A 23,875-nucleotide genomic window follows, 5' to 3' on the forward strand; every position below is an offset into this window, starting at 1 on the left:
GAATCGCGGCCTGGGGCCGCGGTCGCCCGCAGGTACCTGACTGCCTCGTCCGGGTGGAATCTTTCCCTCTTGCCGGGGATCGGCGCTGGTCACATGGGGTGAAAGGGCCGCATGGCTCGTTTCCCGGCAGCGGGCGGGAGGCGTTGATGAGGATGTGAGTACCTCAAGCACCGCCCCGATACTGGCCGCCGCCCTCGCCCCCTCCGCCCCTCCTGTCGTGCATGACTCGGGCGCGGACACCGCGCCCGGGGTCATAGTCATCGACTCCTGCACCACCCTCGGCACCACCCTGGTCGTCCATCTCGCCGGGGAGATCGACCGCTTCAGCGCGGCCCCCCTGCGAGCGCTCCTGGCGTCGGCAGCCGACGACGGCTACACCGGCCTCGTCCTGGACACCTCTCGGGTCACCTTCTGCGACTCCGGCTTCCTCGCCGCCGTCGGCTGGTGGCCCCGGCACGGACGACGCCTCAGGCTCGCGAACCGCTCCCGGGCCGTTCAGCGCCTCCTGATCGCGGCGGCCACGGCAGGCCGGCAGCCGACCCTGGCCGGCTCGCTGTCGGTGGCGGGCACGTCATGACGTTCATACTCCTGACCTGTGCCCCGATGTTCGCAGCGGTCCTCCTCGCACACTGGGAACCGCGCGCACCGCGCCACCGCCGTGGTGACCGACTTCCCCGGCCCACACCTCGTAGGACCGTGATCCGCTGCCGCCTGGCTCCCCCGCTCCTGTGGTCCACGGCATAGCCAAGGGAAGGAAGATGCTGGGGCCCTCGTCAGCCCGCGGGCCCCAGCACCTGCCCCTCCGCCTGAGCCCTACTCGTAGCGCTGATCGGGGTCGTGTCGTCGCACACCTGCCGGACCCAGCACCGTCCAGCCCCCTCCCCCGCTGCGGCGCGTCCCCATGAGAGCGCCTCGCGCTCTCCCAAGAACGAACCGGACGTGCGGCTGCGCCCGTCCCCGGTCGGCGAGAGCCTCACGGCGTGGTGATCGGCGCGTTTGGACGCAGTGGGCGGCGTCTGTGACGCGCTCAGCGCGGCCGGTGTCGAGGCGAGCCGCCCAGCCGTGCTACGAACCCCGGCCGGGCCACCGCAGCGTCAACGGCACGGCCGAGGGACCACGATCACGCGGAGGCGCGATCGGCCTCGAACGGGATCGGGCCCACATTCAGCCAGTGCGCCCCTGCACCCTGGGAGTCCGAGGGGGATTCACTGGAGAGCAGGACGGGGACGCTGTTGCCGGCCCATTCGGCGACCTGGGCGGGCGGGATGCCGTGGTTGAGCCAGGTCGTCAGTCAGGTGTGCCGGAGGTCGTAGACGCGTGAGGCCGTCCGGCGGGTACGTCGCTTCTCCCAGGACCTCACCCTCCGTCGGCTCCGCGCGACAGCGCGGGAAGACCCGGGCGATCAGCGCCGCCGTGTCCTCGGCTGTCGGCTCGCCGGCCGCCGCCGCCTTCAGGATCGAGGCGGTGTCTCCGTCCGTGTACGCCAGTAGCGCCGCCTTGGCTCCCATGTGCCGCACGCTATCCGGAGCCGCCGACAGTCCAGCCGCCCCTGGGGACGCCCGAAGTCTTCGGCGGCGCCCGGCTGTCGGCCGCAGGTTCGAGTCCTGCCGGGGGCGCACAGTGAGGGGTCCTTTGCTGGGCGCGAGGAGGGGGGCCGCGCGGAGTGGCCCCCCTCGTCGGTGTTCGGTCAGCGGGTGAGGGCGCTCGGGTCGTCGAGCTCGTACGGGGACACCCACCAGCCGTTGCGGCAGATGCGGCCCTCGGGGTCGTGGTCGCCTTCGGCGTACTAGCCGCTGCCCTTCTTCTCGCCGTTGGGGCCGGTGAAGTAGCTGGTGTAGTAGTAGCGGCAGTCGGCGGCCGCCTTCGCGGTGGGTGCGGCCTGCGCCGTGGGGACGACCACTCCCCGCGCTTCACCCTTCCATGCCGGACGAACCGATTCGCCGCTCCGCCAGACAGTGCAACGGTCCTGTCGGTTCCGGCCGGAGGCCTACCGCCGGTGCCCCCCGGCCGGAGGACTCCCGCCGGCCCCCGGGCGGCGCCCTCCGGCCCGCGGGCCCCCGCCGGCGGCCCCGCCCCTCAAGTCGTCCCTAAGACGGATGCGGCAAGTAGAGGCGGGAGGGGAGGCGGGGGTGGGTGGTGGGGGGGTGGTGGAGGGTGAAGCCGTGGTTGGCGGCTAGGGAGCGGGTGTGGTCGGCGGAGAGGGAGCCGTGGCGTTCGAGGGTGAGGGCGGGCATGCCGGGGCGGAGGGCGCCGGGGGTGTGGTGGAAGGAGAGGAGGGTGGTGGAGGTGGTGGCGTGGTGGGGGTGGCGGCGGCGGGCGGCGGGTTCGTCGGCGTGGGCGAGGACGCGGACGTCGGGTTCGTGGCCGAAGTCGGCGATGACGCCTTCGGCGCGCCAGTGGGCGGGTTCGTGGGGGGTGCCGGTGAGGTGGTGGGAGCGGTTGGCGGAGGTGATGGCGAGGAAGCCGGTGCCGGTGCGGGCGAGCGCTTCGGCGAGGAAGGCGTTGGAGGGGCAGGAGTGGCCGGGGACGATGAGCTGGACGGTGTCGACGCCCTGGTGGGTGGCTTTGAGGTGGGGCGGGATGTGGGCGGCGGCGGGGCCGCGGAGGCCGAAGGGGCCGAGGTGGAGCAGTTCGTCGACGAGGTCCTCGATCTGGCGGCGCGGGAGTTCGGGTGGGAGGCGGGTCCAGTCGAAGACGGAGCCGACGCGCTCGGGGATGGTGGTGACGCTGGAGACCTGGCCGGGCGGGCGGCCCTTCATCCGGTTCACGCGCTCGACGACCTCACGGTCGGGGCGTGAGGTCAGGGCGTAGAAGTTGCCGAAGCCGTGGGCCACGGCGGCTCCTTCGGCCAGCGCCTCGGCTGCCCTTCGTACGTCCTCGGGCTCGCTCAGGACCAGGTCCTTCGTCGCGCTCGTCGGTTGTGCGCCCACCTCGTGCCTCCACTGTCCTCGTTCCGCGTTCCGCGTTCGTTCCGCGTTCGTTCTGTGTTCGTTGACGACCGGGCAACGAGCCGGGCGGCCGCCGGTCACCTGCGCCGGAGCGTTCACCTTCAGTTCATTGCAATGGGGGGAGGGGCTGACGTTGCGTTACCCGTGAGGCCGTTGCAATGAAATCTCTTATCTGACCTGGGATTATTGCTACTTGAGGGGAGAATGGCGTTGCCAGGGGGGCGAACGCAACGTAGCTTTTCTCTTGTTGGAAAGAGCGGGTCGACGAGGGCCCGCCGCTGAAGAAGGAGAAGGACGATGCAGAAGTTCGCCACCGCAGCCGAGGTCACCGCCGTCGTGGACATCGCCGCGGGGAATGTGCGGTTCGTCGCCGGGGAGAAGGCGGAGGCCACCGTCGAGGTGGTGCCGGCCGACGCGTCGAAGGGGCGGGACGTGAAGGCGGCGGAGGAGGTCGAGGTCGGGTACGCGGACGGGGTGCTGCGGATCGCGACGCCGGCGGCGAGGAGCCGGGTGCTGGGGAACTCCGGGATCGTCGAGGTCACCGTCCAGCTGCCGGCCGGCTCGCGGGTCGAGGCGAGGACGGCCGCAGGGGAGCTGCGCGGCACGGGGCGGCTGGGGGACGTCGTGTTCGAGGGCGCGCTGGGCGCGGTGAGGCTGGACGAGATCGCGGGCGGGCGGATCGTCCTGCAGTCCGGTGACATCACGGTCGGCCGGCTGGGCGGCGGCGCGGAGCTGCGCACGCAGAAGGGCGATGTGAACGTCGTCGAGGCCACCCGGGGCACCGTCACCCTGCGGACCGAGGCCGGCTCGGTGCACGTCGGCGCGGCGCGCGGGACCTCCGCCACGCTGGACGCCGGGACCGCCTTCGGCCGTATCACCAACACGCTGAGCAACACCGAGGGCCCGGACGCCGGTCTGCACATCCACGCCGGGACGTCGTACGGCGACATCACCGCCCGCAGCCTCTGAGCTCCACGCGGGGCCGCGGGGCGGGGCGGTGGGCCGGGGGCCGGGCGGCGGGGGCGGTGGATAGCCTGGCCGGGAGTAAAGCCCGAACCATCGGAAAGAGGTCGACGGTGACCAATCTGGCCCTGAATCTGGCTCGTACCGCGGCGGAGCGACCGGACGGAACGGCGATCCGGCTGGACGAGCTGACGCTGGACTACCGGGCGCTCGACCGGCGCAGCGCGCTGGTCGCCGGGTGGCTGGCGGGGCAGGGGGTGGGGCCGGGTGACCGGGTGGCGATCCTGCTGCCGAACATCCCGCACTTCGCGGTGGCCTACTACGGGGTGCTGCGGGCGGGCGCGGTGGCGGTGCCGATGAACCCGCTGCTGAAGTCCGGGGAGATCGGCTACGGCGCGGGCGACTGCGGGGCGAAGCTGATCCTGGCCTGGGGCGCCGCGATGGCCGAGGCGGGGGTCGCCGCCGCGGAGCTGGGGATCGGCTGCGTGGATGTGACGGACCCGGGGTTCGGGGCCGTACTGGCGGAGGCCGAGCCGCTCGCCCGGGTGGTGGAGCGGGGCGAGGACGATCTCGCGGTGCTGCTGTACACGTCCGGCACGACGGGCCGGCCCAAGGGGGCGAGGCTCACTCACGGCAATCTGGGCTCCAACACGGCGACGGTGGCGCGGGTGCTCGGGATGACGGATGCGGACACGGTCTTCGGCGGTCTGCCGTTCTTCCACGTGTTCGGGCAGACCTGCGGGCTGAACGCGGCGGTGCTGACCGGCGCGGCGATCACGCTGCTGCCGCGCTTCGACGCCGCGAAGGCGCTGGAGATCCTCTCCCGGGACCGGGTCACGGTGATGGAGGGGGTCCCCACGATGTTCCTGGGGCTGCTCGCCGCCGCCGAGGCGGCCGGGTCGACCGGGATCGGGGACGACGAGGACGGGCTGCGGCTCTGCGTGACCGGGGGTTCCGCGATGCCGGTGGAGGTGCTGTACCGCTTCGAGACGGCGTTCGGCTGTCCCGTGGTCGAGGGGTACGGCCTGTCGGAGACCTCTCCCGTGGTGACCTTCGGCTCGCTCGACGGACCCCGCCGGCCGGGTTCGATCGGCACCCCGATCGAGGGGGTGTCGGTCCGGCTCGTCGACGAGGAGGGCAAGGAGGTCGCGGAGGGCGAGGTCGGCGAGATCGCCGTGAAGGGGCCGAACGTGATGGCCGGTTACTGGAACCGTCCGGAGGCGGACGCGGCCGCGTTCACCGACGGGTGGTTCCGCACCGGGGATCTCGCCCGGCGCGACGAGGACGGTTTCTACTTCATCGTGGACCGCAAGAAGGACCTGGTGATCCGCGGCGGCTACAACGTCTACCCGCGTGAGATCGAGGAGGTCTTCTACGAGCACCCGGCCGTGGCCGAGGCCGCCGTGGTGGGCGTCCCGCACGAGGTGCACGGCGAGGAGGTCGCCGCGGTCGTCACCCTGAAGCCGGGGGCCGAGGTCACGGCGGAGGAGCTGCGCTCCTTCGTGAAGGCCCGGGTGGCTCCGTACAAGTACCCGCGGATCGTCCGGCTGGTGCCGGGGCTGCCCAAGGGGCCGACGGGCAAGATCCTGAAGCGCGAGATCACGATCGAGGAAGCCGCGGAGTAGCCGGCCCGGGCCGCCGCCCGCCCGCCAGGAGCCGTGTGTCCTCGGCACGGCTCCCCGGCGGCGGGTGGTGCGGGCGTCGCGCGGGCCGTCGGGTCACGAGGCGCGGGCGAGCCGGTTGGCGGCGAACTCCTCGGGGGACCAGGAGATGGACCAGACGTCCAGGCTGGGGTCGCCGGAGAGGATGGCCGTCTGGAGGCCCTGGAGGCGGGGGCAGGGCTCGACGCCGAGCTCGTGGTTGAGCACGGAGCGCAGGCGGTGGAAGGCCTCAAGGGAGCGCCCGACGCGGCCCGCGCGGTAGAGGGCGATCATCAGGTAGGCGCAGAGGTTCTCGTTCATCGGGTTCCGGGCGACGACCCGGGTCAGCTCGCCGAGCAGGTCGGCGTGGCGGCCGAGGGCGAGGTCGGACTCGATGCGGCGTTCCAGGGCGCCGAGCCGGCTCTCCTCCAGGGACACCGCCTCGATCTCCAGGACGCTGCCCTTGCGGACGTCGACGAGGGCGGGGCCGCGCCACAATTGCAGGGCCTGGCGCAGTTCTTCGGAGGCGCGGCGGTGGTCGCCGGCCTCTGAGGCGTGGCGGCCGGCGCGGACGTGCCGCTCGAAGACCTCGACGTCGGTCGTACAGGCGCCTTCCTCCAGGAGGTACCCGCTGTGGCAGGTGCCGAGTATCTGGCGCACGCCGGGGCGGTCGGAGTCGGCGGCCGCCAGCGCGTTGCGCAGCTGGAGCACGTACGTCTGCAGGGTGGTGGCGTGGCTGCGCGGGGGGCGGTCGCCCCAGAGTTCCTCGATGAGCGCCGGTACGGTCACGACCCGGCCGGCGTTCAGGGCGAGGAGTGCCAGTACCTGCCGCTGCTTGGGAGCGCTCGCCGTCACCGGGGTGCGGTCGAGATGCAGGGACAGCGAGCCGAGCAGTCCGATGCTCAGCGGCCCGGGCTGCTGACCGGCGTTGACGGGGTCGAACCTTGTAGGACCTTCGGACATTGCGTTCCTCCAGGCATCGCACCTATCGATCTGCTCTCCAGCATGCCCAGAGCGCCTTGAGTTGCCCACTGAGCTGCACATCTCTCCCATGTGAAGAATTCACATGGGGAACATGAATCGGTGCATGGCGACGCTCGCCGGGTCGCTGTTGACTTCGGGGCACCGCAGCGACGAACCGGCTGCGGCAGGCGGAAGAGAGAGGCGACGTCATGCAGACCACTCCCGGCTTCGACGACCTGATCATCGAGAACCTCGACGGTTCCCCCTCGGACGGGGAGAACCCGACCCCCTGGTGTTACTCCACGCCTGTCGCCGACGCGGCGCGATAGAGCGGTACGCCGGTGCAGGCGGACGAACGGATAGGTTTCCGGCGCCACTTCAGGGCCGAGATCGTCCCGGGCGAGGCGGTCTACCTCGTCTCCCCGCGGGGCACGACGGCGCTCTCGGGCGCCGCGATCCAGAAGATGGCCCCGCTGCTCGACGGCTCGCTGACGCTTCCGGAGCTGCGGGCGGCCGTGGACATCCCGGCCGAGCAGCTGGACGGCATGCTCGGGCGGCTCGCCTCCGCGGGTCTCGTCGGTTTCCACGCCGACCGGCCGCAGGACGAGGCGGCCGGGGCGTTCTGGGACCTGGCCGGAGTGGGCGAGCCGGTGCAGGCCGAGGTGACGGTGGTCGCGATCGGCGGCGCCGACGCCGAGGCGGCCGAGCGGGCCTGCCGGGCCGCGGGCCTGACGTGCGGGCCTGACGCGCCCTTCGCGCTGGTGGTGTGCGATGACTACCTCGACCCGGAGCTGGCCGTTTTCAACGCCGCCCGGATCGCGGACGGCCGGCCGTGGCTGCCGGCCAAGCCCTACGGGGCGCAGCTCTGCATCGGTCCGGTGTTCCGGCCGGGTGACGGGCCCTGCTGGTCCTGTCTCGCGGTACGGCTCCGCTCCCACCGGCGCGGCGAGTCGCAGGTGCGGCGGGCGCTGGGGCTCGACGGCCCGGTGCGGGTGCCGGAGGCCTCGCTGGCGGCGACGCGTGAGCTGGGGCTGCAGACGGCGGCCCTGCAGGCGGCGAAGTGGCTGGCGGGGATGCGGGACGAGAGCCAGGACGCGGTGTGGTCGCTGGACACGCTGACGCTGAGTGCCGGTCATCATCCGGTGGACCGGAGGCCGCAGTGCGCGGACTGTGGTGATCCGGGTCTGGTGGCGGATCTGGCGCGGCGGCCGGTGCGGCCGGTGTCGCGGCCGAAGGGCGTGGCCGGGGGCAACGGTCACCGGGCGCTGTCGGCGGAGCAGATGTGGGAGCGGTTCGGGCGGCTGGCGGATCCGCTGACGGGGATCGTGGACCGGGTGGTGCGGGATCCGCGGAGTCCTTCGTTCCTGCACTGCTATCAGGCGGGGCCGAACCTGGCGTTCGCGGGGCGGGATCTGCCGTCGTTCCGTGCGGGGCTGCGGATGCAGAGCGGTGGCAAGGGGCGTACGGATCTGGACGCGCGGGTGAGCGGTCTGTGCGAGGCGGTGGAGCGGTACAGCGCGTCGCGGTTCCGTGACGAGGCGACGGTGCTGGGGAGTTACCGGGAGCTGGCGCCGGACGCGGTGCATCCGGGTGCGTGCATGCTGTTCGACGAGCGGCAGTACCGGGAGCGGGAGCGGTGGAACGCGCCGGGGATCCCGTTCCAGTACGTGCCGGAGCGGTTCGACGAGGACGCCGAGATCGAGTGGACGCCGGTGTGGTCGCTCACCGAGGGGCGGCACCGGCTGCTGCCGACGAGCCAGTTGTACTTCGATGCCGACGGGGTCGGTTCGATCGTGTCGGACTCGAACGGGAACGCGGCGGGCGGGACGCTGGAGGACGCGATTCTCCAGGGTTTTCTGGAGCTGGTGGAGCGGGACGCGGTGGCGCTGTGGTGGTACAACCGGACGCGGCACGCGGGGGTGGATCTGGAGTCGTTCGGGGACGCGTGGATCTCGGCGTTGCCGGAACGATTCAGCGAGTTGGGGCGGACGCTCTGGGTGCTCGACCTCACCGCTGACCTGGGCATTCCGGTGATGGCCGCGGTGTCGCGGCGGGTCGACGGTCCCGCCGAGGAGATCATGCTGGGCTTCGGCGCGCACCTCGATCCGGCGGTCGCGCTGTGCCGGGCCGTGACGGAGCTGGGCCAGCTGCTGCCCGCGGTGGCGAACGGCCCCTCGAAGGGGATGCCGCCGCATCTGCTCGACTGGCTGCGCGGGGCGACCGTGGCCGATCAGCCCTATCTCGTACCGGATCCGGAGCTTCCGGCGCGGACGCCGGCGGACTACGCGCATGTGCCGCGCGCGGACCTGCGGGACGACCTGGAGCACCTCTGCTCGCTGGCGCGCGAGCACGGTCTGGAGGTGCTCGTGCTCGACCAGACGCGGCCCGACCTGGGGCTGCCGGTGGTGAAGGTGGTGGTGCCGGGCTTGCGGCACTTCTGGGCGAGGTTCGCGCCGGGCCGGCTGTTCGACGTGCCGGTGCGGCTCGGAAGGCTCAACTCCCCTACGGCGTACGAGGATCTGAACCCGGTCCCGCTGTTCCTCTGAAACACCCTCAGACATCCGGAGAACCCGCGAAAGGAGGCCGGGGGCATCGCCGCTGGTGGCGGTCGGGCCCCGTCGAAGAAGTCGGAAAAGTGCATATTGTGATCATGACAAGCCGTTCCTTCCCAGGTATGATCACCGGCGGTATTCAGGGGGGTACTCGGGCGGTCGCCTGTGCTCTCGTCCACCGCTGGTCGGACTAGGAGGCGCGCGCTGATGCTCGACGCACCCCAGGGCGAGGACGATCCGCACGACGCGTGTGGGGTGCAGGCATCACGCATGGCGCTCCAGGTCACGCTCGGCACGCTCGCCGGCCACACGGTCGTCACCGTGCTCGCGGTCCGCGACGAGAACCCCGGACCCGCCCGGCTCGCGTTACTCACCGTCAGCATGGCGGCCGTCCTCGCCCTGCAGTACGCGCACTCCACCCGCCGGCCGCGCGACTGGCCGGCCGGCCGCCGGGCGCTGACCCTCTCCGCGCAGGCCCTGGTCACCTTCCTCCCGCTCGTCTGGCTCGGGATGCCCTGGGGCGCGATGGGCGGACTGCTCGCCGGCTCGGTCCTGCTCGCCGTCCCCGGCCGGATCCGCTGGCCGCTGTACGGCTCCGTCATCGCCGCCATCGTCGCCGCGGTCGTCCTGATCGCGGGACCCGGCATGGCCGCCTACGGACTCGGCGCCACGCTGCTCGCCAGCCTGATCATCTACGGGGTCAGCTCCCTCTCCGACCTGGTCGCGGAACTCCGCGACACCCGCCGCGAGTTGGCCGGCATGGCCGTCATCCAGGAACGGCTCAGGGTCGCCCACGACCTGCACGACCTGCTCGGCTACAGCCTCTCGGCGATCGCCCTGAAGAGCGAGCTCGGCTACCGGCTGCTGCCCTCGGCGCCCGACCGGGCCAGGTCCGAGGTCGCCGAGGTGCTCGGCATCGCCGGCGAGGCCCTCGCCGACGTGCGGGTCGTCGCCACCGGCTACCGGGACATGTCGCTGGCCGACGAGACCGAGTCCGCGCTGTCGGTGCTCGCCGCCGCGCAGATCGAGGCCGAGGCCGACCTCGCCTGCGGCCCGCTGGCCCGCGAGGTGGACACCGTGCTGGCCATCGTGCTGCGCGAGGCCGTCACCAACGCCCTGCGCCACAGCAAGGCGCAGCACTGCGCGATCACCGCGACCCGCGAGGGCGACACGATCTCCCTGCGCATCCGCAACGACGGGGTCGGCGAGACCAGTTGCGACACGCTCCCCGAGGGCGGCAGCGGGCTCGGCAACCTGACGACGCGGCTGCGGGGCATCGGCGGCGACCTCAGCGGCGGCCCGGCGGAGGACGGCTGCTTCGAGGTCGTCGCCCGGACACCGGCCGTCCCGTCCGCCGAGGAGCGGCGCGCGGAACCCGAGCCCGAGGAGCAGCGGAAGGCCGCCCGGCCGTGGGCGCCGCGGATGGCGCGGGCGATGCTGCTCGCCGTACTGGCCGGGTACACGCTGATCACCGTGATCAACGTGGCGGCGACCACCACGTCGGGCGCCGCCGTCCTCGCCTTCCTCGGCTGCCTGGCCGTGGTGGTGACCGTGCAGGTGCTGATGTCGCTGCGGCCCGCGCACGCCGGTCCCGGATACGCGCGGGCGATCGGTCTCGGCCTGCTGGCCGCGGGCACGTACGCCCCGCTGCTCTGGCTCGACGGGCCGTGGGGATCGATGGCCGGGTTCCTTGCCGGATCGTTCCTCTTCACCCTGAGCGGCCGGCTGCGCTGGGTGCTCTTCGGGGCCTCGGTCGCGGTCGTCGTGCCGGTGGCCGTCGCGGTCGGTGACTCGCTCTACGACATCGTCTACGAGACCGACTCCTCGCTCATGGCCGGCCTGGCCGTCTACGCCTTCACCGCGCTCTACCGTCTGGTCACCGAACTCCACGAGGCCAGGGGGGCGCTGGTGCGGATGGCCGTGGGGCGCGAGCGGCTGATCGTGGAGCGCGAGCTGCACCAGGTGCTCGGGTCGAGCCTCTCCGAGGTGACGATGAAGTGCGCGCTCATCCACCGGATGCTGCCGCGCTCGCCGGGGCCCGCGCAGGACGAACTGACGGCGGTGCTCGACATCTCGCGCCAGGCGCTCGCGGACGTACGCCTCGTGGCGCGCGGCTACCGCGGGGAGCCGACGCCGGACGACCCGTCGTCCGCGCTCATGCGCTCAGGAGCCGCTGTCTGACGGATCGCGGGTATTTTAAGGGGCATTACATACCTTCAAGGAAGGTAAAAGGGGGATAAGTGGAGAATCGGGTGATCAGAATTCTCCTTGCCGAGGACATGCACATGGTGCGAGGAGCGCTGGTCGCGCTGCTCGAACTGGAGCCCGACCTGGAGGTCGTCGGCGTGGTGGACCGGGGCGACCTGATCGTCCCCACCGCGCTGGAGTGCCGGCCGGACGTGGCCGTCATGGACGTCGACCTGCCGAACATGGACGGTCTCACGGCTGCGGAGAAGCTGCACGAACTGCTGCCGGAGTGCCGGACGCTGATCATGACCGGCCTCGGGCGGCCGGGTCTGCTGCGCCGGGCGATGGCCGCGCGCGTCTCGGGGTTCCTGCTCAAGGACTCCCCGGCCGAAGGGCTCGCGCAGGCGGTCCGTGAGGTCTTCGCGGGCCGCCGGGTGATCAACCCGCAGATCGCCATGAGCGCATGGGACATCGGCGAGAACCCACTGTCCGAGCGCGAGACCGAGGTCCTGGGCATGGCGGCCCAGGGCGACGAGCCCAGTGAGATCGCCGCGAAGCTCCATCTGTCGATCGGCACGGTGCGCAACTATCTGACGACGACGGTGATGAAGCTGAACGCACGCAACCGGCTCGACGCCGTCCGCATCGCCACCGAGGCCGGCTGGCTGTCCTGAGGGAGGCGGGCCGCCACCCGCGACCGGTCCTCGACCGGTGATCCAGCGACGCGCTCGAAGATGCCGACATACGGCGAGGTGAGAGCACCTCCGGTCGGCATGAGGAGTGCGAGATGCGCAAGGTCGTTTCCCGGGACGGCACGACGATCGCCTACGAGAAGGCGGGCGAAGGCCCGCCCATCGTGCTTCTCAACGGGTCGTTCCGCGACCACACGATCTTCGACGCCCTGGTGCCCGAACTGGCGCCGCACTGCACGACGTACGTCTACGACCGCCGCGGGCGCGGCCAGAGCGGCGACGCGCCCGAGTACGCCGTCGAGCGGGAGATAGAGGACCTGGAGGCGGTGATCCAGGAGGCCGGCGGCGAGGCCGTGGTCTTCGCCGGGTCCTCCGGCGCGAACCTCGCGATCGAGGCGGCGCTCGCCGGCGCCCCCATCACCAAGCTCGCCCTCCACGAGCCGTTCTTCCGGACCGAGGGCTTCCCCAAGCCCGTCTGGAACTTCGCGAAGACGCTCCGGGTCCTGCTCACCGAGGACCGGCGCCACGAGGCGGTCGAGCACTTCCTCGGCGGCTTCCTCGGCTTCACCCCCGACACCATCGCCGAGTGGCGCAAGGGCCCGATCTGGGCGATGAACGAGGCGAACGCCCACACCCTCGCGTACGACACGCTGATCTGCGGCGACTGCGAGGTCCCGGCCGACCGGCTCGCCACGTACGGGACCGAGACCCTCGTCCTCAACAGCGACAGCACCAGCGCCTGGCTGAAGGCGGCGGCGCAGGCGACGGCGGCCGCCCTGCCCAACGGCCGTGGCCTCGAACTGCCCGGCTCCTGGCACCGGATCGACATGGACGTGCTCGGCCGGACCCTCGCCGAGTTCGCCACCGCCTAAGGCCTCCGGCGGATCAGGGTCGGGCAGGGCGCGGCGCCCGCCGCCGTGATCCGCCGGACAGGACGCACGCCCTGCTCCGGGGGCTCCCGCCGCCGCACGCGCCCGCGGGGCCCCGCCGCCACCTCACTCTCGGGGAGAACATCGCCGTGACCACAGCTCACGCCCAGGAGGCCACCGGGGACACCGCGGCCGCGGCACGCGCCCGCGGTGCCACCGTGTGGCTGACCGGGCTGCCCAGCTCGGGCAAGACCACCCTCTCCCTCGCCCTCGCCGCCCGGCTGCGCGCCGAGGGCCACGAGGTCGAGGTGCTCGACGGTGACGAGATCCGCGCGTTCCTGTCCAGGGGCCTCGGGTTCACCCGGGAGGACCGGCACACCAACGTCACCCGGATCGGCTTCGTGGCCGGGCTGCTCGCCGCGCACGGCGTGAAGGTCCTGGTGCCGGTCATCGCCCCGTACGCCGACAGCCGCGCGGCGGTCCGCGCGCGCCACGAGGCCGCGGGCACCGCCTTCGTCGAGGTGCACGTGGCCACCCCGGTGGACGTGTGCTCGGCGCGGGACGTGAAAGGGCTGTACGCCCAGCAGGCCGCCGGTGAGATCTCCGGACTCACCGGCGTGGACGACCCGTACGAGGCACCGGAGAACCCGGAGCTGCGCATCAGGACCCAGGGCCGCTCGCCGGCCGAGTCCGCCGCCGAGCTGCACGACTTCCTGACCGAGAGGGGCCTGGCATGACGACCGCGACCCGGCGTCCGACCGAGGCGTCGGAGAATCCGTACGCGCTGTCGCACCTGGACGCCCTGGAGGCGGAGTCGGTGCACATCTTCCGCGAGGTGGCGGGCGAGTTCGAGCGGCCGGTGATCCTCTTCTCCGGCGGCAAGGACTCGATCGTCATGCTGCACCTGGCGCTGAAGGCCTTCGCGCCCGCGCCGGTGCCGTTCGCGCTGCTGCACGTCGACACCGGGCACAACTTCCCCGAGGTGCTCGCCTACCGCGACCGGGCGGTGGCCCGGCACGGGCTGCGCCTGCACGTGGCCTCCGTCCAGGAGTTCATCGACGCGGGCCGGCTGCGGGAGCGCCCGGACGGGACCCGCAACCCGCTGCAGACGGTGCCGCTGCTCGACGCGATCGAGACGCACCGCTTCGACGCGGTCTTCGGCGGCGGCCGCCGGGACGAGGAGAAGGCGCGCGCGAAGGAGCGGGTGTTCTCGCTGCGCGACGAGTTCGGCGCCTGGGACCCGCGCCGCCAGCGCCCCGAGCTGTGGGCGCTCTACAACGGCCGGCACTCGCCCGGCGAGCACGTGCGCGTCTTCCCGCTGTCCAACTGGACCGAGCTGGACGTCTGGCAGTACGTGGAGCGCGAGGGCATCGAACTGCCGGAGATCTACTACGCGCACGAGCGGGAGGTCTTCGCCCGCGACGGGATGTGGCTGACCGCCGGCGACTGGGGCGGCCCCAAGGAGACCGAGCGGGTCGAGACGCGGCTGATCCGCTACCGCACGGTCGGCGACATGTCCTGCACCGGGGCCGTCGACTCGGCCGCCGCCACCAACGCGGAGATCATCGCCGAGATCGCCGCCTCCCGCCTCACCGAGCGGGGCGCCACCCGGGCCGACGACAAGCTCTCCGAGGCCGCCATGGAAGACCGCAAGCGCGAGGGGTACTTCTAGCCGTGACCACCACCGTCGTGACCACCACTCAGGAAGCCTCCACCGCCTCGCTGTTGCGTTTCGCCACCGCCGGTTCCGTCGACGACGGCAAGTCCACGCTGGTGGGCCGGCTGCTGCACGACTCCAAGTCGGTCCTCGCCGACCAGCTGGAGGCCGTCGAGCACGCCTCCCGCAAGCGGGGCCAGGAGGCGCCGGACCTGGCGCTGCTGACCGACGGCCTGCGGGCCGAGCGCGAGCAGGGCATCACCATCGACGTGGCCTACCGCTACTTCGCGACCGCCCGCCGCCGGTTCATCCTCGCCGACACCCCCGGGCACGTGCAGTACACCCGGAACATGGTCACCGGCGCCTCCACCGCCGAGCTGGCCGTGGTCCTCGTCGACGCCCGGAACGGCGTCGTCGAGCAGACCCGCCGGCACGCCGCCGTCGCCGCCCTGCTGCGCGTCCCGCATGTCGTCCTCGCCGTGAACAAGATGGACCTCGTCGACTACGCCGAGCCCGTCTTCGCCGCCATCGCCGAGGAGTTCACCACCTACGCGGCCTCCCTCGGGGTCCGGGACGTGGTGGCGATCCCGCTCTCCGCGCTCGCCGGCGACAACGTGGTCGAGCCGTCCGCGCACATGGACTGGTACGGCGGCCGGACGCTCCTGGAGTACCTGGAGACCGTCCCGGTCGGCAGCGACCCCAGCCGGGAGCCCGCGCGCTTCCCCGTGCAGTACGTGATCCGCCCGCAGACCGCCGAGCACCCCGACTACCGGGGGTACGCGGGACAGCTGGCCTCCGGGGTGCTGCGGGTCGGCGACCCGGTCACCGTGCTGCCCTCCGGGCACACCACCACCGTCGCGGGCCTCGACGCGCTCGGCAAGGAGGCCGACGCCGCCTGGGCGCCCCAGTCGGTGACCGTGCGGCTCGCCGACGACATCGACATATCGCGCGGCGACCTGATAGCCGCCGGCGGCCGGGCCCCGGTGCCCACCCAGGACATCGAGGCCAGCGTCTGCCACCTCGACGCCCGCCCGCTGCGGGTCGGCGCCAAGGTCCTGGTCAAGCACACCACCCGTACCGTGCGGGCGCTGGTCAAGGACATCTCGTACCGGATCGACATCACCACCCCCCCCCCCCCCCCCCCCCCCGACGGGCTGCAGGGCAATGACATCGGCCATGTGGTGCTGCGCACCTCCGAGCCGCTGGCGCTTGACGACTACACCGACAACCGGCGCACCGGATCGTTTCTGCTGATCGACCCGGCGGACGGCACCACGCTCACCGCCGGCATGGCGGGCGAGGCCTTCACGACCGGACGAGCGGCCGGACGAGCGGCCGGACGAGCGGCCGGCGACGGGGGCCGGTCCTGATGCGGCACGCCTTCCGCCGGGCGGCCGTCGCCGTCCTCGCCGCCGTCGCCGTCCTGTCGTCCTGCGGTTACGGCTCCCGGGCCGGCGGCCACGAGGCGGCGGTGGAACCCATGGCGGGCACAGCGGGCACAGCGGGCACGGCGGGCACGGTGGGCCCGCGGCTCTCCGCCGACACGGTACGGATCGGCTACTTCGCGAACCTGACCCACGGCACCGCCCTGGTGGGTCTGGAGAAGGGCCTGTTCCGCAAGGAGCTGGGCGCCACCCGGATCAGGACGCAGGTCTTCAACGCGGGCCCGTCCGCGATCGAGGCGCTCAACGCGGGCGCCCTCGACCTCGCCTGGATGGGCCCCTCCCCCGCGATCAACGGCTACACCCGCTCCGACGGCAAGGCCCTGCGGATCGTGGCCGGCGCGGCCTCCGGCGGCGTCAAGCTCGTCGTGAACCCGGCACGGATCGGCTCCGCCGACGACCTGCGGGGGAAGCGGATCGCCACCCCGCAGCTGGGCAACACCCAGGACGTCGCGCTCCTCCACTACCTGGCGGGCCGCGGCCTGCGGGTGGACCCGGCCTCCGGCGCGGGGGACGTCTCCGTCGTCCGCACGGACAACAAGGTCACCCCCAACGCCTACACCTCCGGCGCCGTCGACGGCGCCTGGGTGCCCGAGCCGACCGCGTCGCGTCTCGTCGCGCTCGGCGCGAAGGTGCTGCTCGACGAGCGCACGCTCTGGCCCGACGGCCGGTTCGTCATCACCAACCTCGTCGTGTCACAGGCCTTCCTGGCCGCGCACCCGGACGTCGTCGAGGCCGTGCTGCGCGGCTCGGTGGCGGCCAACGCGTACATCAGGGAGCGGCCGGAGCGGGCGAAGGCCGACGCGAACGAGCGGATCAGGCGCGACACCGGCAAGGCGCTCCCGGCCGCCGTCCTCGACCCGGCCTGGCGTGGCATCGAGTTCCTCGACGACCCGCTCGCGGGCACCCTGCGGGCCGAGGCCGAGCACGCGGTGTCGGCGGGCCTGATCGAGCGGCCCGACCTCGCCGGGATCTACGACCTGGGCCCGCTGAACAAGGTGCTGGGGGCGGCGGGGCGGCCCGCCGTGCCGGACGCCGGACTCGGCACCGCCCGCTAGCGCCCCGTACCTCCGTACCGCCCCCGTTCCCCGTCCCTTCCGCAGGAGGTGTCCGGCATGACCACGGCACTGACCACCCCGCAGAACGCCCCGGAGGACGCCCCGAAGGGGGCCCCGAAGGGGGCCCCGGCGGGCAGCGCGCCGCCGTCCGCGGCCGAGCGGCCGGCCATCCGGCTCGCGCGCGTCTCCAAGTCCTTCGGCCGGCCCGGAGAGGCCGTGCCGGTCCTCGACGACATCAGTCTGGACGTGGCCCCGGGCGAGTTCGTCACCCTGGTCGGCGCCTCGGGCTGCGGCAAGTCGACGCTGCTGAACCTGGTGGCGGGCCTGGACGAGCCGAGCTCGGGGACGATCGAGGTGCCCGGGCCGCGGCCGGCGCTGATGTTCCAGGAGCACGCGCTGTTCCCGTGGCTGACCGCGGGCGGGAACGTCGAACTGGCCATGCGGCTCGCGGGCGTCCCGCGCCCGGAGCGGCGGGCCGAGGCGGAGCGGCTGCTCGACCTCGTGCGGCTCGGCGGGGCGCACGGCAAGCGGGTGCACGAGCTGTCCGGCGGGATGCGGCAGCGGGTGGCGCTGGCCCGGGCGCTCGCCCAGGGCGGCGGGGTGCTGCTGATGGACGAGCCGTTCGCCGCGCTCGACGCCATCACCCGGGACGTGCTGCACGACGAGCTCACCCGGATCTGGCGGGAGCGCGCGCTCACCGTCCTGTTCGTCACGCACAACGTCCGCGAGGCCGTCCGGCTCGGGCAGCGCGTCGTGCTGCTCTCCTCACGGCCGGGACGGATCGCGCGGGAGTGGCGGGTCGACCTGCCGTGGTCGCTGCGCGACGGGTCGGCCCGGGCCGCGGAGCTGACCACCGACATCACCGAGCACCTGCGTGGGGAGATCCGCCGTCATGTCCCGCGGTGACACCCTCCGCACGCCGGCCCCGGTTCCCCTGGCGGGCGACACCGCCGGGGTCGGGGCCGGGCTCGACGCCCTGGAGACCGTACGGGTGCGGCGCACCCCGCCGGGCCGGGTGCTGCGCGAGAAGGCGCTGCCGCCGGTGCTCGGCGCGGTGCTCGTGCTCGCCGCCTGGCAGCTGGCGTACAGCCTGCGGCTGACCACGCCCGACAAGCTGCCGAGCCCGGCGGCCGTGTGGGCCTCGCTGACCGGTCTCTGGTACCAGGGCACGCTGTTCTCGATCATCTGGACCAGTGTGTGGCGGGGCCTCTCGGGCTTCCTCGCGGCGGTGGCGATCGGGACGCCGATCGGGCTGGTGGTGGCCCGGGTGCGGGTGGTACGGGCCGCCTTCGGGCCGGTGCTGTCGGGGCTGCAGTCGCTGCCTTCGGTGGCGTGGGTGCCGGCCGCGGTGATCTGGCTGGGCATCGACGACTCGGCGATGTACGCGGTGATCCTGCTCGGCGCGGTGCCGTCGATCGCGAACGGGCTGATCGCCGGGGTCGACCAGGTGCCGCCGCTGTTCCTGCGGGCCGGCCGCACGCTCGGCGCGACGGGGCTGCGGGGTACCCGGCACGTGCTGCTGCCGGCCGCGCTGCCCGGCTATCTGGCGGGCCTCAAGCAGGGCTGGGCGTTCTCCTGGCGTTCGCTGATGGCGGCCGAACTGATCGCGTCCTCGCCGGATCTGGGGCTCGGCCTCGGCCGGTACCTGGAGAACCAGCGGGAGTTCTCCGACATGGCGGGGGTGCTCCTCGGCATCCTGCTGATCTTCGCCGTCGGGGTGGCGGTGGACCTGCTGGTGTTCGCCCCGGTGGAGCGGCGGGTGCTGCGCGCCCGCGGACTGCTCGGCACGGCGCCGTAATTCCCGCGTTCACACGTGAAAGGGGCGGTTCCTTCGGGGAACCGCCCCTTTCACGTTGCCTCTTCAACTTCTCCAGCGGAATGCGATGCGCCTCCGACCCCTCCTTGAGGGACATCGCACAAGGTGGCGGTGGGTGGTTCCCGGCGAATGGAGATTGACATGGCCGCAAGGCTGAGATCCGCCATGCGATCCCTGTCGAAGAGCTTCGGTGAGGGCCTGATGTGGATGGGTTTTGCGTGGAGCGGAATGTATCCCCCCTACGACGGGAGGGACTTCGGAATCCCGCTTGCCGACCAGCCCTGCCTGCCACCGCTGTCGGAAGAGGAGCTCGCCACATGGGCGGCACTGGTCAAGCATCTGCGATAGGCGCAGCAAATCATCGAGGAGGCGGTCGAATGCACAGCAATCTGATAGTGGCCAGAATGGATTCTCGTTCGAGTGCCGAAGTCGCGCGGCTCTTCGCGGCTTTCGACGAGACCGACATGCCGCATCGCATGGGGACTCGGCGGCGTCAGCTGTTCATGTACAACGGTCTTTACTTCCACCTTCAGGACTTCGACGACGACAACGGCGGCGAGCTCATCGAACAGGCGAAGAGCGATCCGCGCTTCGTCGGGATCAGCCAGGACCTGAAGCCGTTCATCGAGGCGTACGACCCGGCGACCTGGCGTTCGCCTGCGGACGCGATGGCGAAGCGGTTCTACACCTGGGAGTCGGCGTGACCGGCCGGCGCGTGGTCATCACCGGTGTCGGGGTGACGGCTCCCGGCGGCATCGGCACCAAGAACTTCTGGAGCCTGCTCAGCGAGGGCCGTACGGCGACCCGGGGGATCACCTTCTTCGACCCGACGCCGTTCCGTTCCCGGATCGCGGCCGAGATCGACTTCGACCCGTACGAGCACGGGCTCACCCCCCAGGAGATCCGGCGGACCGACAGGGCCGCGCAGTTCGCCCTGGTCACGGCCCGCGAGGCGCTGGCGGACAGCGGTCTCGAACTCGGCTCGGTCGCACCGCACCGGGTGGGCGTGGCGGTCGGCAGCGCCGTCGGCGCCACGATGGGGCTCGACGAGGAGTACCGGGTCGTCAGCGACGGCGGCCGGCTCTCGCTGGTGGACCACGAGTACGCGGTCCCCCACCTCTACAACTACTTCGTGCCGAGCTCCTTCGCCGCCGAGGTCGCCTGGGCGGTCGGCGCCGAGGGTCCCTCGACGGTGGTGTCCACCGGCTGTACCTCGGGCATCGACTCGGTCGGCTACGCCGCCGAGCTGATCCGCGACGGCTCGGCCGACGTGGTCGTGACCGGGGCGACGGACGCGCCGATCTCGCCGATCTCCGTGGCGTGCTTCGACGCGATCAAGGCGACGACCCCGCGCAACGACGACCCGGAGCACGCCTCCCGGCCCTTCGACCTCACCCGCAACGGCTTCGTGCTCGGTGAGGGCGCGGCGATGTTCGTCCTGGAGGAGCTGGAGTCGGCGCGCAGGCGCGGGGCACACATCTACGCCGAGATCGCCGGCTACGCCAGCCGCTGCAACGCCTTCCACATGACCGGGCTGCGTCCCGACGGCCGGGAGATGGCCGAGGCGATCCGCTCGGCGCTCGACGAGGCGAAGCTCGCCCCGCAGGCCATCGACTACATCAACGCGCACGGCTCGGGAACCAAGCAGAACGACCGCCACGAGACGAGCGCCTTCAAGCGCAGCCTCGGCGAGCACGCCTACCAGACCCCGGTGAGCTCGATCAAGTCGATGGTCGGGCACTCGCTCGGCGCGATCGGTTCGATCGAGATCGCCGCCTCCGTCCTGGCCATGGAGAACAACGTGGTGCCACCGACCGCCAATCTGCACAAGCCCGACCCCGACTGCGACCTCGACTACGTGCCGCTGACCGCGCGCGACTGGCGCACCGACGCGGTGCTGACCGTCGGCAGCGGCTTCGGCGGTTTCCAGAGCGCGATGGTCCTCGCCCGACCGGACAGGAACACGACGGCATGAGCACCCAGGTCGTGGTGACCGGCATCGGCATCGTCTCCCCGAACGGCTTCGGCACGGAGGAGTACTGGGACGCCACCCGCGCGTCCAGGAGCGGCATCCGCCGCATCACCCGCTTCGACCCGGAGAGCTATCCGTCGAAGCTCGCCGGCGAGGTGGACGGGTTCGAGGTCAAGGAGCACCTGCCGAGCAGGCTGGTGCCGCAAACCGACCGGATGACCCAGCTGGCCCTGGTGGGCGCCGAGCACGCGCTCGGCGACGCCGGGGTGAGCACGGAGGACGCGGACGAGTTCGGCATGGGCGTGATGACCGCCAGCACCTCCGGCGGCTTCGAGTTCGGCCAGGACCAGCTGCAGAACCTGTGGAGCCAGGGCAGCCAGTACGTCTCCGCTTACCAGTCCTTCGCCTGGTTCTACGCGGTGAACACCGGCCAGATCTCGATCCGGCACGGTCTGCGCGGCCCGAGCGGCGTGGTCGTCAGCGACCAGGCGGGCGGGCTCGACGCGCTCGCGCACGCGCGCCGGCTGGTCCGCAAGGGCAGCGATCTGATCCTGTCAGGCGGTGTCGACGCGGCCATCTGCCCGTGGGGCTGGGTGGCGCAGCTGACCACCGGGGACATGAGCACGGAGGAGCGGCCCGACCGGGCGTATCTGCCCTTCGACGCCGAGGCCTCCGGGTACGTGCCCGGCGAGGGCGGCGCCCTGCTGATCCTGGAGGACGCCGAGGCCGCCCGCCGGCGCGGCGCGACCCGGGTCTACGGGGAGATCTGCGGCTACGGGTCCACCTTCGACCCGGCGCCGGACAGCGGCCGTGAGCCGACGCTGCGGAAGGCCATCGAGATCGCGCTGGCCGACGCGGGCGTGTCGGCGGCCGACGTCGACGTGGTCTTCGCGGACGCGGCCGGCACCCCGGAGCAGGACCGTGTCGAGGCGGAGGCGATCACCTCGGTGTTCGGCGCGCGGGCGGTGCCCGTGACGGCGCCGAAGACCATGACGGGCCGGCTGGGTTCGGGGGCGGCGCCGCTGGACGTCGCCACCGCCTTCCTGGCGATGCGCGACGGGGTGATCCCGCCGACGGCGAACGTCACCCTCTCCCCCGACTACCACCTGGACCTGGTCACCGAGGAGCGGGCCGCCCCGGTGGCCACGGCACTCGTCCTCGCACGGGGCCGCGGCGGCTTCAACTCCGCCGTCGTCGTGCGGTCCGTCGACTGGAACTGACCTCGAGAAGAGAAGGAGACCAGGGTGGGCACCACCGGGTCGGCCAACGCTCATCCCCCCGTCCAGAAACGCCGCGTCCTGAGGCTGTTCCGTCCCTACCGGAAGAGCCTGCTGTTCGTCGCCTCGCTGGTCGTGGGCTCGTCCCTGGTCTCCCTCGTCAACCCGTTCCTGATCCGCGAGATCATGGACGTGGCGCTGCCGCAGGGCCGGACCGGGCTGCTGTCGGCACTCGCTCTCGGCATGATCGTGGTGTCGGTGGCGACGAGCACGTTCAACGTGTGGCAGACCCATGTGTCCGCCAAGATCGGCCAGTTGGTGATGCACGATCTGCGCACCGCCGTGTACGGGCATCTGCAGCGCATGTCGCTGGCGTTCTTCACCCGGACCAGGACCGGCGAGGTGCAGTCGCGCATCGCGCACGACATCGGCGGGATGCAGGTCACCGTGACGACCACCGCCACGGCGCTGGTGTCGGACGTGACCATCGTGATCGCCACGACGACCGCCATGGCGGTGCTCGACTGGCGGCTCACGATCGCCTCGCTGCTGATCCTGCCCGCGTTCGTGTGGGTGAGCCGGCACGTCGGCGACGAGCGGCGGGTGATCACCCGTGACCGGCAGAAGCAGTTCGCCGACCTCTCGTCGATCGTGCAGGAATCGCTGTCGGTCAGCGGGATCATGCTCGGTCACACGATGGGGCGTTCGCGCTCGCTGACCGACAACTTCGCCCGGCAGTCGCGGAAGCTGACCGAGATCGAGGTGCGGGCGAGCACCTCGGGCCTCTGGTACCAGTCGACGATCTGGGTCGTCATGGCGTCCATGCCCGCGATCATCTACTGGGTGGCGGGGCTGACCGGGACCGGCGGCCACATGGCCATCACGATCGGTGCCCTGGTGGCCTTCACCACGCTCCAGCAGGCGCTGTTCCGGCCCGCGCAGCGGCTGCTGACCATCGGGATCGACATCCAGAGCTCGCTCGAACTGTTCGGCCGGATCTTCGAGTACCTCGACCTGCCGGTCGACGTCGCCGAGCCGGAGCGTCCGGTGGAGCCGAAGGAGCTGCGGGGCGAGGTGCGGATGCGGGGCATCGGCTTCTCGTACGCCTCCGCGGAGCGGCCGACGCTCGACGGGGTGGACGTGACGGTGCCGGCCGGGCGCAGTCTGGCGATCGTCGGGGAGACCGGTTCGGGCAAGACGACGCTGAGCTATCTCATCCCGCGGCTGTACGACCCGACGGCGGGGACGGTCACGATCGACGGGATCGACGTGCGCGACCTGTCGTTCGCGACGCTCGCCGCGACGGTCGGGGTGGTCTCCCAGGAGACGTACCTCTTCCACGCGTCGGTGGCCGACAACCTTCGGTTCGCGAAGCCGGAGGCGACCGACGAGGAGCTGGTCGCGGCGGCGAGGATCGCGCAGATCCACGACTATCTGATGTCGCTGCCGGACGGCTACGACACGGTGGTCGGCGAGCGCGGCTACCGGTTCTCGGGCGGTGAGAAGCAGCGGCTCGCGATCGCCCGGGCGATCCTGCGCGACCCGCCGGTCCTGGTGCTCGACGAGGCGACCAGCGCGCTGGACACCCAGACGGAGCAGGCCGTTCAGGGGGCGATCGACGCGGCGAGCGCCGGGCGCACGACGATCACGGTGGCCCACCGGCTCTCGACGATCCGCGACGCGGACGAGATCATCGTGCTCGACCGGGGCCGGGTCGCCGAGCGCGGCACCCATGACGAACTCCTCGCCCTGGGCGGCCAGTACGCGACGCTGGTCAACCGGGACACCGAGATGGCGGTGGCGCTGCGGTAGGCCCTGGCCGGTCCTGGCCCAAACACAAGCGGAACAGGATTGGCCGGAAAGCTGCAGTCGAATTCGAGTACGACGTGAGCGCGGGTT

At 72.1% G+C, this 23,875-nt stretch carries 19 protein-coding genes and 1 tRNA gene; 18 read left to right on the forward strand and 2 right to left on the reverse strand.

Annotation, left to right across the window (positions count from 1 at the left end; all coding sequences use genetic code 11):
- The first annotated feature begins 154 nt into the window (after positions 1 to 154).
- Both ACZ7G1_RS21060 and ACZ7G1_RS21065 read left to right on the forward strand, forming a co-directional pair.
- A complete protein-coding gene (locus tag ACZ7G1_RS21060) occupies positions 155 to 577 on the forward strand; it encodes an STAS domain-containing protein (protein ID WP_470872857.1) in 423 nt (140 codons plus the stop codon).
- A gap of 968 nt (positions 578 to 1,545) precedes the next feature.
- Positions 1,546 to 1,616, forward strand: a tRNA-OTHER gene (locus tag ACZ7G1_RS21065).
- A gap of 471 nt (positions 1,617 to 2,087) precedes the next feature.
- Here the strand turns inward: ACZ7G1_RS21065 and ACZ7G1_RS21070 are convergent.
- Positions 2,088 to 2,930 (reverse strand): hypothetical protein, encoded by an 843-nt coding sequence (locus ACZ7G1_RS21070; RefSeq protein ID WP_470872855.1) that lies wholly within the window; start codon positions 2,928 to 2,930, stop codon positions 2,088 to 2,090.
- A gap of 315 nt (positions 2,931 to 3,245) precedes the next feature.
- Between ACZ7G1_RS21070 and ACZ7G1_RS21075 the strand changes: the two genes are divergently transcribed.
- Positions 3,246 to 3,917 carry a DUF4097 family beta strand repeat-containing protein gene (locus tag ACZ7G1_RS21075; protein WP_470872854.1) on the forward strand — a complete coding sequence of 224 codons (672 nt, stop codon included), beginning with the start codon at positions 3,246 to 3,248 and terminating at the stop codon, positions 3,915 to 3,917.
- 107 nt (positions 3,918 to 4,024) lie between these two features.
- Positions 4,025 to 5,536 (forward strand): long-chain-fatty-acid--CoA ligase, encoded by a 1,512-nt coding sequence (locus ACZ7G1_RS21080; protein ID WP_470872852.1) that lies wholly within the window; start codon positions 4,025 to 4,027, stop codon positions 5,534 to 5,536.
- Positions 5,537 to 5,629: 93 nt separating this feature from the next.
- Here the strand turns inward: ACZ7G1_RS21080 and ACZ7G1_RS21085 are convergent, their stop codons facing one another.
- Positions 5,630 to 6,514 (reverse strand): AfsR/SARP family transcriptional regulator, encoded by an 885-nt coding sequence (locus ACZ7G1_RS21085; RefSeq protein ID WP_470872850.1) that lies wholly within the window; start codon positions 6,512 to 6,514, stop codon positions 5,630 to 5,632.
- A gap of 341 nt (positions 6,515 to 6,855) precedes the next feature.
- Between ACZ7G1_RS21085 and ACZ7G1_RS21090 the strand changes: the two genes are divergently transcribed.
- From ACZ7G1_RS21090 to ACZ7G1_RS21155, 14 genes are all read left to right on the forward strand, one after another.
- Entirely contained in the window at positions 6,856 to 9,060 is a 2,205-nt protein-coding gene (locus ACZ7G1_RS21090) for a TOMM precursor leader peptide-binding protein (RefSeq protein WP_470872848.1), read from the forward strand.
- A 213-nt stretch (positions 9,061 to 9,273) separates the two neighbouring features.
- Positions 9,274 to 11,247: a sensor histidine kinase gene (locus ACZ7G1_RS21095; protein ID WP_470872847.1), complete on the forward strand. Its 1,974-nt coding sequence runs from the start codon at positions 9,274 to 9,276 to the stop codon at positions 11,245 to 11,247.
- Between the two features lie 71 nt (positions 11,248 to 11,318).
- The gene (locus ACZ7G1_RS21100; protein ID WP_470872845.1) at positions 11,319 to 11,927 is read left to right on the forward strand and encodes a response regulator transcription factor; all 609 of its coding nucleotides are present in this window, start codon (positions 11,319 to 11,321) and stop codon (positions 11,925 to 11,927) included.
- Between the two features lie 113 nt (positions 11,928 to 12,040).
- Positions 12,041 to 12,817 carry an alpha/beta fold hydrolase gene (locus ACZ7G1_RS21105; protein WP_470872843.1) on the forward strand — a complete coding sequence of 259 codons (777 nt, stop codon included), beginning with the start codon at positions 12,041 to 12,043 and terminating at the stop codon, positions 12,815 to 12,817.
- A gap of 146 nt (positions 12,818 to 12,963) precedes the next feature.
- Positions 12,964 to 13,551 (forward strand): adenylyl-sulfate kinase, encoded by a 588-nt coding sequence (gene cysC / locus ACZ7G1_RS21110; protein WP_470872841.1) that lies wholly within the window; start codon positions 12,964 to 12,966, stop codon positions 13,549 to 13,551.
- Entirely contained in the window at positions 13,548 to 14,486 is a 939-nt protein-coding gene (cysD, locus tag ACZ7G1_RS21115; protein WP_470872839.1) for a sulfate adenylyltransferase subunit CysD, read from the forward strand. The genes cysC and cysD overlap by 4 nt, the downstream gene beginning before the upstream one ends.
- Before the next feature lie 2 nt (positions 14,487 to 14,488).
- Positions 14,489 to 15,841 (forward strand): sulfate adenylyltransferase subunit 1, encoded by a 1,353-nt coding sequence (locus tag ACZ7G1_RS21120; RefSeq protein WP_471204216.1) that lies wholly within the window; start codon positions 14,489 to 14,491, stop codon positions 15,839 to 15,841.
- Positions 15,841 to 16,971: an ABC transporter substrate-binding protein gene (locus ACZ7G1_RS21125; protein ID WP_470872837.1), complete on the forward strand. Its 1,131-nt coding sequence runs from the start codon at positions 15,841 to 15,843 to the stop codon at positions 16,969 to 16,971. Before ACZ7G1_RS21120 ends, ACZ7G1_RS21125 begins: the two co-directional genes overlap by 1 nt.
- A 57-nt stretch (positions 16,972 to 17,028) precedes the next feature.
- The gene (locus ACZ7G1_RS21130) at positions 17,029 to 17,877 is read left to right on the forward strand and encodes an ABC transporter ATP-binding protein (protein WP_470872835.1); all 849 of its coding nucleotides are present in this window, start codon (positions 17,029 to 17,031) and stop codon (positions 17,875 to 17,877) included.
- Positions 17,864 to 18,769 carry an ABC transporter permease gene (locus tag ACZ7G1_RS21135; RefSeq protein ID WP_470872833.1) on the forward strand — a complete coding sequence of 302 codons (906 nt, stop codon included), beginning with the start codon at positions 17,864 to 17,866 and terminating at the stop codon, positions 18,767 to 18,769. Before ACZ7G1_RS21130 ends, ACZ7G1_RS21135 begins: the two co-directional genes overlap by 14 nt.
- A gap of 395 nt (positions 18,770 to 19,164) precedes the next feature.
- On the forward strand, positions 19,165 to 19,491 hold the full coding sequence (locus ACZ7G1_RS21140; RefSeq protein ID WP_470872831.1) for a TcmI family type II polyketide cyclase: 327 nt from the start codon (positions 19,165 to 19,167) through the stop codon (positions 19,489 to 19,491).
- Entirely contained in the window at positions 19,488 to 20,762 is a 1,275-nt protein-coding gene (locus ACZ7G1_RS21145; RefSeq protein ID WP_470872829.1) for a beta-ketoacyl-[acyl-carrier-protein] synthase family protein, read from the forward strand. The genes ACZ7G1_RS21140 and ACZ7G1_RS21145 overlap by 4 nt, the downstream gene beginning before the upstream one ends.
- Entirely contained in the window at positions 20,759 to 21,979 is a 1,221-nt protein-coding gene (locus ACZ7G1_RS21150) for a ketosynthase chain-length factor (RefSeq protein ID WP_470872827.1), read from the forward strand. The genes ACZ7G1_RS21145 and ACZ7G1_RS21150 overlap by 4 nt, the downstream gene beginning before the upstream one ends.
- 24 nt (positions 21,980 to 22,003) lie before the next feature.
- Positions 22,004 to 23,788, forward strand: a complete 1,785-nt coding sequence (locus ACZ7G1_RS21155) for an ABC transporter ATP-binding protein (RefSeq protein WP_470872826.1) — start codon at positions 22,004 to 22,006, stop codon at positions 23,786 to 23,788.
- Positions 23,789 to 23,875: the final 87 nt, after the last annotated feature.

This window comes from Streptomyces sp. NPDC037273 (assembly GCF_055603625.1).

Coding starts and splice junctions, on each gene's coding strand:
- ACZ7G1_RS21130 (WP_470872835.1), top strand. CDS start 17,029: ATGACCACGGCACTGACCACCCCGCAGAACGCCCCGGAGGACGCCCCG.
- ACZ7G1_RS21095 (WP_470872847.1), top strand. CDS start 9,274: ATGCTCGACGCACCCCAGGGCGAGGACGATCCGCACGACGCGTGTGGG.
- ACZ7G1_RS21105 (WP_470872843.1), top strand. CDS start 12,041: ATGCGCAAGGTCGTTTCCCGGGACGGCACGACGATCGCCTACGAGAAG.
- cysD (WP_470872839.1), top strand. CDS start 13,548: ATGACGACCGCGACCCGGCGTCCGACCGAGGCGTCGGAGAATCCGTAC.
- ACZ7G1_RS21150 (WP_470872827.1), top strand. CDS start 20,759: ATGAGCACCCAGGTCGTGGTGACCGGCATCGGCATCGTCTCCCCGAAC.
- ACZ7G1_RS21075 (WP_470872854.1), top strand. CDS start 3,246: ATGCAGAAGTTCGCCACCGCAGCCGAGGTCACCGCCGTCGTGGACATC.
- ACZ7G1_RS21125 (WP_470872837.1), top strand. CDS start 15,841: ATGCGGCACGCCTTCCGCCGGGCGGCCGTCGCCGTCCTCGCCGCCGTC.
- ACZ7G1_RS21085 (WP_470872850.1), bottom strand. CDS start 6,514: ATGTCCGAAGGTCCTACAAGGTTCGACCCCGTCAACGCCGGTCAGCAG.
- ACZ7G1_RS21140 (WP_470872831.1), top strand. CDS start 19,165: ATGCACAGCAATCTGATAGTGGCCAGAATGGATTCTCGTTCGAGTGCC.
- ACZ7G1_RS21135 (WP_470872833.1), top strand. CDS start 17,864: ATGTCCCGCGGTGACACCCTCCGCACGCCGGCCCCGGTTCCCCTGGCG.